Raw genomic sequence first — 8,505 nt, forward strand, 5'->3', positions numbered from 1 at the left:
ACGCCATGCAGGTCGACAGCGCCGACTTCGAAACAATCACCACGCCGCTGCCCACCGACTGGGTGATGCGGGTCGTCATCCACGGCAGCGGCCTCGTCTTCGGCGCGACCCCGATGCTCGCCAGGGTGGGTTCCCAGGCGGTGCAGGGCCTGATGCCGACCCTGGAGGAGGGGGTCGTGCTCGGCTTCCTGACCACTGTGCCGACCGACGGCGACGAGCTGCGGATCGGCTACGCCAACGGCGAGGACCTCGCCTCCACCGGCATCACGTACAGCGCTCCGGACGCGTAGGAGGACGAGATGACGACCCTGCTGCGCGGCACGCTCGACGCTACCGGCGTGCACGACTTCACCGGATACGCGGTCACCGCCAGGTTCGAGGAGCGGCTCACCGTCGACGCGGCCGAGGCCGTCTTCGTGGCCGGACGCCGCGACGCGGTCGTCGAGCGCGACGGCGCCTTCGCGCTGGACCTGCCCGATCCCGCCGACCGACGCGGGCCGGTGACCCTCACCGCATTCGCCCCTGACGGGCTGCCGGCCGGAGGCCGGGTCGTCTCCGCCGACCTGCCCACCGAACCGGTCGAGATCACCGTCGTGGCGCGGCCGGCCACCGAGGTGCCACCGAGCGAGGACCTCACCCTCGGCCAGCAGCTGAAGTACACCGGTCTGGCGATCGACCCGCGCGGGCGGGGGGTGCCCAGTGACCTGCTGCTGGTGATCTGGGCGCGGGCCGACGCGGAACCGGCCGCCCCGGTGTCGGTGACCCGGACGGCGGTGGGCGGCTACTTCTCCGGGCCGTGGCCGAGTCGCGGGTTCGCCGAGGCGTACGCGGTGCTGTCGGGTGGCCCGCCCATCCCGATCCCGTTGGAGGACGGGCTGCTGCCCCGACGGATCGTGCTGCAGGCGCCGGCGTTGCCGGCCCCGCCGCCGAAACCCGACGACTGCGACTGCCCGGACCCGACCGTCCCGCCCCGCTCCCCGGACCAGGTGGACGTCGCCGGCAACGTCGAGGCGTACGCGAGTGACGCGGTTCGCTGCGTCGACTTCACCGTCTCCAACCGCACCCTCGACGAGGTGACCTATCAGGCCGTCGTACGCACGACCCAACCGCGGCTCAAGGGTGTCACCCCGACAGGCCGGCCAACCATCCCCGGCGCCCTGGTCGACGAGTTGGTGCGGCTGGCCCGGGTGCGTCCGGTCGTGCTGGACCCGGTCCCGCCGGTCGCGCCGGCCCCGACCGCCGATCCCGTCGCGAACCTGCCGCGCACCGGCCCGTTCGCCCTCGGCGCCGGGGCCACCCGCGCGGCCGCCGGCCTCGCGTCCGGCGCACCGGAAGCCCGCTACACCGCCGGCGCCGCCCGGCAACCCGAGGTCGTGCCGCGCGCGCTCACCGCGGCGCAGCGCTTCGTGCCCGGCATCGAACTCGACGGCCGGTGGGCGTCGACCGCCCCCGACACCCTGGCCAGCCGGGTCCTCGAACAGCGGGCACTGGCGGGCGACCCGCTGCGGCTGGACGCCAGTGTGCTCGCGGACCTGGCCCGGGAGCCGCACGAGATCACGCCGCTGCGGCTGGTGGCCGCCGAACAGACCAGCGTCGTACGCCGCTTCCGCGCCGCCGTCGGGCTGCTCGCGCAGCCGGAGCCGGGCCGCTTCACCCTCGATCCGGACCGCCAGCTCGACTGGGACCAGATCCCGTACGGCTACCAGGCGGCCACCATCGCGCACGGCCACCTGTTGACGATCAAACAGGTGTGGCGGGCCGACGGCTACTCCCTCGGCGACCTGCTCTACTCGCTGCCGCTCGCGCCCGGGCAGCAGAAGCTCGTCTCCGTGCTCGACTGGAACCGGTCGGAGGTCACCAGCCGGCGGGCCGAGCGGACCGTGGCCGAGGAACTCGTCGCCGACCTGAGCCACGACAGCGACATCAGCGACGTCATCCGGTCCACCCTCACCGAGTCGATGCGCGGCAGCTCCTCGGCCGACGTCTCCTCCGTAGCGGCCGGTATCGGCGGGTTCATCGGGCCGTTGGTGTTCGGCGCCGCGGGCGGAGTCTCGTCCGCCGGCTCGACGGCCAACCAGACATCCGCCCGGGCGCTCACCGGCACCGCGCTCAACCAGGTCCGTGACCGCACCCTGCAGTCCGCCAGTGCCGTCCGCAGCCAGCGGTCCACCGTCGTGCAGACCGCCCGTCAGGGCGAGTCGGTGCGCGCGCAGACCGAGGTGGTGGCGAACTACAACCACTGCCACGCGCTCACCGTCGAATACTTCGAGGTGCTGCGCCACCTGCAGGTCAGCCAGGAACTCGCCGCGGTGCAGGAGTGCCTGTTCATCCCGTTCGCCATCTCGCCGTTCACCGCCGACAAGGCGCTGCGCTGGCGGGAACCACTGGAACGCGGGCTGCGCCGCCCCGAGCTGCGGGCCGCCTTCGACGCGCTGGCGCGGGTCCGCGCCAACTGGGCCGGCGCGGACGTGCCGCCCGCCCGGTACGCCGACGAGGCGCTGGTCGACCTCGACGGCGAGCTGATGGTGCGGGCCACCCTGCCGCGGCCGGCGGACGGCGAGTCCGGCGAGTTCGTCGAGGCGAACTGGGACGGCTACGCCGACCTGCTCTGGGACCAGCCGGCCAACATCTGGCAGCGGTATCTGGGCGTCGCCCTGCCGGCGTCCCGCGACGCCATCTGGGACAGCCGGATCGCGCCCGGGGTGGCCCAACGGTTGCTCGAGACGATGACCATGTCGCTGATCGAGGACGGGTCGGCCACCCGCACGGTGGTGGTCGACCCGGCGATGGTCGGACTGTTCGGGCAGGACCGTCCCATGCTGATCGGGTTGCAGGCCGGAATCCCGCTACCGACGGTGCTGCGCGCGCAGATCGACCGGGTCCGGCTGTCGCTGGCGATCAGCAACCTGCCGCCGGGTGCCCGGCTGGTGGTCGACTCGGGGTCGCTGCGCTACCGCACCGCGCATCTGAGCCACCACCTGTTCCTCAACCGGCGGATCCTCAACGACCTGAGCCTCGGCGACGATGTCGAGATCGCGGCGCCGCTGGACGCCGTCGAGAAGCGGAACCCGCGCGAGCGGGACCGCCGCCTGGCCGAGCGGCTGCTCGACCATCTCGACGAACACGTCGAGCACTACCACCGGGCGATCTGGCGCATGATGGATCCGAACCGCCGCTACCTGCTGCTGGACGGTTTCGTCGCGCCGGACGCCGGCGGGCGCAGCGTCGCGTCCGTGGTGGAGAACCGGGTCGTCGGCGTCGTCGGCAACAGCCTGGTGATGCCGGTCGCGCCGGGGTTGAAGCTCGACGCGACGTACGAGTTCGGCCGGTCGACCCCGGCGGACCTGCGTCACCTCTACGCCGCCGACCCGGCGCCGCCGATGCGGATCAGCCTGCCGACCTCCGGCGTCTTCGCCGAGGCCGTGTTGAGCAAGTGCAACAGCTGTGAGGTCATCGACGACACGAAGTTCTGGCGGTGGGAGGAGGCGCCCATCCCGGACCGTCCACCCGGCATTGACCCGCTCAGTACGGCCAGCCGGCGGACCACCCCGCCCAACCTGACGCCCGACGCGTTGCCGACGCCCGTCGTCGGCCTGCAACAGGCGCCGAGCGCTCCCGACCCGACCGGTCTGGCGGCGGCGATGACCGCGCTCGGCAGCGCGACCATCTTCAAGGACCTCACCGGCCTGGCCGTCAACCAGCAGAACGCCGCCGAGGCGCTCAAGACGTCGATGACCGCGGCGCAGGGCTTCGCCACCAAGGCGGGCGCCCTCGCCCAGCAGCGGTTCCTGAACAAGGAACTCGACCGCACCCTCGCGCACATCAAGGACGCGCGCGACAAGGGGCTCCTCTCCGACGACGAGGCGCGCGCGTTGACCCGGAGCACGCTGCGGGGAGCGATCGGCGAGGTACGGCCGGCGACCCCGAGCGCGACCCGCTCCGCGGCCGTGCGACGCGCGATCGACCGGGTGGCCACCTCCGATCAGGGCTCGCTGCGGGTCACCCGGCCCGAGGGCACGGTGTCGGTCAAGACCGGCGCCGTCGCCGGCCGACCGGCACTCGACGTCGCGGTCGACCCGCCGGTCGTACCGATCAAGCAGAAGTCGTCGCTGGTCTGCTGGGCCGCCGGTGGCGCGATGATGTCGAACTGGAAGACCGGCCGGTCGGCCACCGTCGAACAGGTCCTCGACGGTCTCGGGGGCTCGTGGCGCAGCAGGTACGACCTGAACCAGGGGGTGGGCGTCGCCGACTTGCGGGCCGTGCTCGCCGCGGTGGGGCTGACCGAGGACGGCCCGGCGAGCTACACGCCGGAGGGTCTCGCCCGGCTGATCGAGGCGGTCGGCCCGGTGCTCGACATCGGCGACGACGGGATCGAGAACAACCAGATCTCGCACGTACGGATCCTCACCGGTGTCCAGGGCGACGGCACCCCGGACGGGAGCACCGTGTCGCTGGTCGACCCGGCCAGCGGCACGGCGCTGACCATGGCCTTCCGGGCCTTCGACCAACTGCACACCGGCGCCGACCCGGTGGCGCTGCTCGTCGGCGTCTTCCACTTCTGACGGCGACCTGGCCGGCTGGTCCAGGCGGCCGGCGGCCACGACCGCCGCAACGAGGCCGGGTCAGTGGCTGGCCCTTGTGGGGCGGTCGAGCAGCAGGTCGGCGGCGCGGGCGAGGACCTGGGCCCGGGTGCGGTCGCGGTGGTCGGCGGCGAGGAAGTGCTCGCCGATCGCCAGGCAGAAGGCGAGCAGGCTGCGGGCCTCGATCTCGTCGGCATCGGGGCAGAAGGTGCCGATCATCTCGCGCAGCAGCGCCATCCGCCGGTTGTCCACCCGTCGCAGGCGCTCGGCGACCGCCTCGTCGCGCCGGGCCCAGTCGCGGATCGCGAGGTCGATCGGCAGCAGGCGCTCGCTGGAGAAGGTGAGCACACCCGCGCGCTGAATCTTGGTCTTCGGGTCACCGCCCTCGCGCTCGACGCGGTCGATCACCTCGTCGATGCTCTCCCGCTCCCAGGCGTCCAACATCGCCGTCAGCAGCGCGTCCCGGTCGGCGAAGGACCCGTAGAACCCGCCCTTCGTGACGCCGAGATTCTTCGCCAGTGCCTCGACGCGGACGGCGTCCGGGCCACCGGCGGCCAGCGCCCGCAGCCCTTCCTTGATCCACCTGTCCCGCGGCGTGCGAGTCGCGCCCACGATGTGCCTCACCCACCCTTCCTATATACGCCACCGTACAACTGGGTTAGCCTGCTTTATACGGCACCGTATATCTGATCGGGGGCAGTGAGATGACCATCGGCCTTGTCGACAGTGCCGTGGGGACGCACCATATCCCCGCGTCCGTCCGCGCGCTCAGCTCGTTACCCAGCATCGACTACGCCGACCGGTTCACCCTCCGCACGGAAGCGGACGCCACGCCGGAGCAGTGGGCCCGGGCGATGTTCGGCGACGTCCCCAGCGTCGCGGAACTGCTGATCTGGCGCGGTTTCCTCGGTCTGCGACTCAGCCGAGGACGATCGGCGGACACTGTGGCCGGATGGCGGATCGACGGCCGTGGCGACGACTGGATCCGGCTCCAGGCCACTTCCTGGTTCCTGACCGCCAACCTCCTGGTACAGACCGCCGACGAGCGGGTGGCACTCGGCACCTTCCTGCGCTACGAGCGGCGCCTGGGCCACGGCGTGTGGCCCCCGTTGTCCGCCATCCATCGCCGACTGGTGCCGGGGGTGCTCCGCGCCGCCGCCGCCCGCGTGACGACCGCATCCCGGCGCGCGGACCGGACGATCCCGTGAGGCGGCCCCAGCCGGGACGGGGCCGTGCTTCCACCGTCGTGAGGTGAGCGATGGCGTTGTCGACGGAGTTCACGGAGTTGCTCGGGGTGCGGCATCCGATCGTGCTGGCGCCGATGGGCGGGTCGGCCGGTGGCGCGTTGGCGGCGGCCGTCTCCCGCGGCGGGGGCCTCGGGATGCTCGGCGCAGCGGACGGGCAGCGGGAGTGGCTGGATCGTGAGGTGCGGATCGTCGCTTCGGGCACCGACCAACCGTGGGGAGTCGGCTTCCTGACCTGGGCGGTCGACGTCAGCGCGGTCGAGCGTGCGTTGGGGTACGGGCCCCGGGCGGTCATGTTCTCCTTCGGCGACCCGGGCCCGTTCGCGGACCGTGTCCGTCGCGCCGGGGCCGCCTTGATCATCCAGGTCACGGATCTGGCGGAGGCCCGCCGGGCCGTGGACCTGGGTGCCGATGTCATCGTGGCCCAGGGCACCGAAGCCGGCGGCCATGGCGCCCGGCGCGGGCGGTCCACGCTGCCGTTCGTACCCGTCGTGGTGGATCTCGCGGCGCCGGTGCCGGTGCTGGCGGCCGGCGGGATCGCCGACGGCCGCGGCCTCGCCGCGGCCCTGGCCCTGGGCGCGGCCGGAGCCCTGATCGGCACCCGCTTCCAGGCCACCGCCGAGGCCCTGGTCGATCCCCGGATCACCAGGGCGATCGTCGACGGACGGGGTGAGGACACTGAGCGCAGCAACGTGCTGGACATCGTCCGTGGCTCCCGATGGCCGTCGACGTACACCGCCCGTACCCTCGGCCACCCCTACCTCGACCGGTGGCGCGGTCGGGAGGCCGAACTCGCCGGCGACGCCCGGTCCAGACAGGACTATCAGGACGACGTGGCACGAGGGGCCGTACCTCCGCTACCGGTCTGGGCCGGCGAGGCCGTCGACCTCATCACCGACCTGCCCGCCGCGGCCGACCTCGTCGCCACCCTGGCCACCCAGGCCGAGGACGCCCTGTCCAGGGCCGGACGGCGCCGACCCGGGCGGGTCGGGCGCGGCGACGTGAAGTGACTCTGGCGGCGGGGCGGCTGACCGGGAATGATCGCGGTGGAGCACGAGACGTTCCGGATCATCCGATCGGGAGAGTGGTCGACGACGATGACCCCGACGCAGCTGCGCGCGTACGTCGCCGTGGTCCGGCTGGGGTCGGTCAAGCGGGCCGCCGCGCAGCTCGAGGTCTCCGAGTCGGCCGTCTCGCTGCTGATCGGGCAGTTGCGCAGGGAGTTCGGCGACCAACTGTTCACCCGGACGGCGGCGGGGCTCGCCTTCACCCCCGGCGGGCTGCGGCTGGCCAGCCGCGCGGCCGAGCTGCTGGGCCTGCAGGACCGTACGGTGCTGGAGGTGAGCGCGGCGGCCCGGGGCCGCCGGCTGCTGCGGGTCGCGGCGTCCAGCCTCTTCGCCGAGCTCGCCGCGCCGGGGTTGATCGAGCTGTTCGCGAAGCGCGCCGCGGACCTCGACGTGGAGTTGAGCGTGTGCAACCCGGCTTCGTTCGAGTCGCTGTTGCTGACCCGGGCCGCGGACATCGCGATCGGGCCGCAGCCGGTCGTCGACCCGGCGATCGCCTGCCGGCCGGTGATGAACTACCGGCTCGTGGTCGTCGTCGGCCCGGACCATCCGCTGGCCGGTGTGCCGGCGTCGCCGGCGCAGCTGCGCGAGCAGACCTGGCTGCTCGGGCCGTCGGCGGCCAGCGACCTGGGTGCGGTCCCGGCCATGCTGCGCCGGCTCGCCGTGCCCGAGGATCGGCAGCGGATCTTCCAGAGCCACGCGGCAGCGCTCGGCGAGGCGAAGCGCGGCAGGGGCGTCGCGCCGGCGCTGTCGTTCACCGTCGCGCCGGACGTCCGTACCGGTCAGCTTCGGCCGCTGGTCGGACCGCACGCGACCGTCGAGGCCGTCTGGCATTCGCTGGTGCTCGCCAACCCCGGCGCTCCGTCGGCCGCGACCGAGCTGTCCCGGTTCGCGTCCACGCCGCGGGCGATTCAGGCGATGATGCGCGGCGCGGGGGTCAGCGTGGGCCACTTCAAGCCGTCGGTGCACGTGACGCTCTGGAGCTGACCGGCGGCCGCCACCAGCTCCCGGAACGTGCCAGCCGGCAGCAGCCGGTCGCAGTAGGGCAGCGCGGCGGCCATCCCCGCCACCCGGGGCGCGAAGCCGGGGGCGCCGGCCCGCGGGTTCAACCAGACGATCCGGTACGCGCGGCGGCGCAGCCGGGCCATCACGGCGGCGAGGTCGCCGGGCGGGTCGCTGTCCCAGCCGTCCGAGCCGATCACCACCACCGCCCCGCGCACGGCGGCACCGTGGTGGGAGGCGAGCAGGGCGCGCAGGTTGGTGGCGATGCGGGTGCCGCCGAACCGGTCGGTGACGGCCGCGCTGGCCTGCGCGACGGCGGCGGTCGCCGAGGTGTGCCGCAGCGCGACGGTGAGCCGGGTCAGCGTCGTCGCGAACGCGAACACCTCGGCGTCGGCGGCCACCGCGAACGCCCGCATCAGGTGCAGGTACGCGGCCGCTTGCGCCCGCATCGACTCGCTGACGTCGCAGAGCAGCACCACCCGGCGGGGTCGCCGTACTGGCCGTTCGCGGACCACCTCGACGGGTTCCCACGCGGTGCGGCGGGCCCGCGCGATCGTCGGCCGCAGCGCGATCCGCCGTCCGGCCGGGGCGACGGCGTGGCGTCGGGTGCGTCGG

The 8,505-nt window shown here is 73.4% G+C and carries 7 protein-coding genes; 5 read left to right on the top strand and 2 right to left on the bottom strand.

The window, feature by feature from the left end; all coding sequences use genetic code 11:
- The first annotated feature begins 5 nt into the window (after nucleotides 1-5).
- Together FHX32_RS33980 and FHX32_RS33985 are read left to right on the top strand one after the other, a co-directional pair.
- Nucleotides 6-290, top strand: a complete 285-nt coding sequence (locus FHX32_RS33980) for a hypothetical protein (RefSeq protein WP_167192150.1) — start codon at nucleotides 6-8, stop codon at nucleotides 288-290.
- A 9-nt stretch (nucleotides 291-299) separates the two neighbouring features.
- On the top strand, nucleotides 300-4,562 hold the full coding sequence (locus FHX32_RS33985; protein WP_167192152.1) for a papain-like cysteine protease family protein: 4,263 nt from the start codon (nucleotides 300-302) through the stop codon (nucleotides 4,560-4,562).
- Between the two features lie 60 nt (nucleotides 4,563-4,622).
- Here FHX32_RS33985 and FHX32_RS33990 read toward each other — a convergent pair whose 3' ends face one another.
- Nucleotides 4,623-5,204: a TetR/AcrR family transcriptional regulator gene (locus FHX32_RS33990; protein ID WP_109899335.1), complete on the bottom strand. Its 582-nt coding sequence runs from the start codon at nucleotides 5,202-5,204 to the stop codon at nucleotides 4,623-4,625.
- An 80-nt stretch (nucleotides 5,205-5,284) separates the two neighbouring features.
- Here FHX32_RS33990 and FHX32_RS33995 point away from each other — a divergent pair, with 80 nt between their 5' ends.
- The 3 genes from FHX32_RS33995 (at nucleotide 5,285) to FHX32_RS34005 (ending at nucleotide 7,875) form a co-directional block, all read left to right on the top strand.
- Nucleotides 5,285-5,788 (top strand): DUF2867 domain-containing protein, encoded by a 504-nt coding sequence (locus tag FHX32_RS33995; protein ID WP_109899336.1) that lies wholly within the window; start codon nucleotides 5,285-5,287, stop codon nucleotides 5,786-5,788.
- A 50-nt stretch (nucleotides 5,789-5,838) separates the two neighbouring features.
- Nucleotides 5,839-6,834, top strand: a complete 996-nt coding sequence (locus tag FHX32_RS34000; RefSeq protein WP_109899337.1) for an NAD(P)H-dependent flavin oxidoreductase — start codon at nucleotides 5,839-5,841, stop codon at nucleotides 6,832-6,834.
- Nucleotides 6,835-6,921: 87 nt separating this feature from the next.
- Nucleotides 6,922-7,875 carry a LysR family transcriptional regulator gene (locus tag FHX32_RS34005; protein WP_109899376.1) on the top strand — a complete coding sequence of 318 codons (954 nt, stop codon included), beginning with the start codon at nucleotides 6,922-6,924 and terminating at the stop codon, nucleotides 7,873-7,875.
- Here the strand turns inward: FHX32_RS34005 and FHX32_RS34010 are convergent.
- On the bottom strand, nucleotides 7,800-8,505 hold a 706-nt coding region (locus FHX32_RS34010), incomplete at its 5' end, for a VWA domain-containing protein (protein WP_167192154.1). The genes FHX32_RS34005 and FHX32_RS34010 overlap by 76 nt on opposite strands.

The organism is Micromonospora sp. CNZ280 (assembly GCF_011759515.1).